The sequence below is a fragment of the Acidobacteriota bacterium genome, from assembly GCA_033549365.1.
Classification (GTDB): Bacteria; Acidobacteriota; Aminicenantia; order Aminicenantales; family Saccharicenantaceae; genus JAWSUF01.
The window spans coordinates 1-533 of sequence record JAWSUF010000072.1 but is presented as its reverse complement, the minus strand read 5'-3'; the positions used below and the strand labels follow the sequence as shown (position 1 = coordinate 533).

General features: G+C 51.4%; 1 protein-coding gene and 1 rRNA gene. Both read right to left on the bottom strand.

What is annotated here, in order from left to right; genetic code table 11:
• A 16S ribosomal RNA gene (locus SCM96_16115) occupies window positions 1–283 on the bottom strand; the annotation flags it as partial.
• A 6-nt stretch (window positions 284–289) separates the two neighbouring features.
• A partial coding sequence (locus SCM96_16110) for a hypothetical protein (GenBank protein MDW7762116.1) occupies window positions 290–533 on the bottom strand: 244 nt, incomplete at its 5' end.

Genomic DNA, 533 nt, shown 5'->3' with positions numbered 1-533 from the left:
GTTGCCTTGGTGAGCCGTTACCTCACCAACTAGCTAATGGGACGCGGGCTCATCCGGAAGCGAAAAACTTTCTGCACAGAAGCATGTGCTTCCGTGAAGGTATCCGGTATTAGCAGCCCTTTCGGGCTGTTATCCCAGACTTCCGGGCAGATTGCCCACGTGTTACTCACCCGTGCGCCACTAGGTTCTTCGGGTAGCAAGCTACCCTAAAACCCCGTTCGACTTGCATGTGTTAAGCACGCCGCCAGCGTTCGTCCTGAGCCAGGATCAAACTCTCCGTAAAGTATTTTCAACCTGCCATAAGCGTCGCATTGCGTTGTTGCTGCGGGAACCTGACATCCTCAACGTATACAAATACGTCTCCGGTGTCAGAACCCCTTGCGCCTAGCACTGCTTGCTTCTGCCAGTTTGAACTTCTTGTAGAAAGTTGATTGAATGGCTCCAATTTGTTTTGAAGCGTTTGCTCGTCCGGTTCAGAGGCTACCGTAGTATCCCCTGCCTCGACGAAGCGTAAAAGTTGTACATCGATAAAT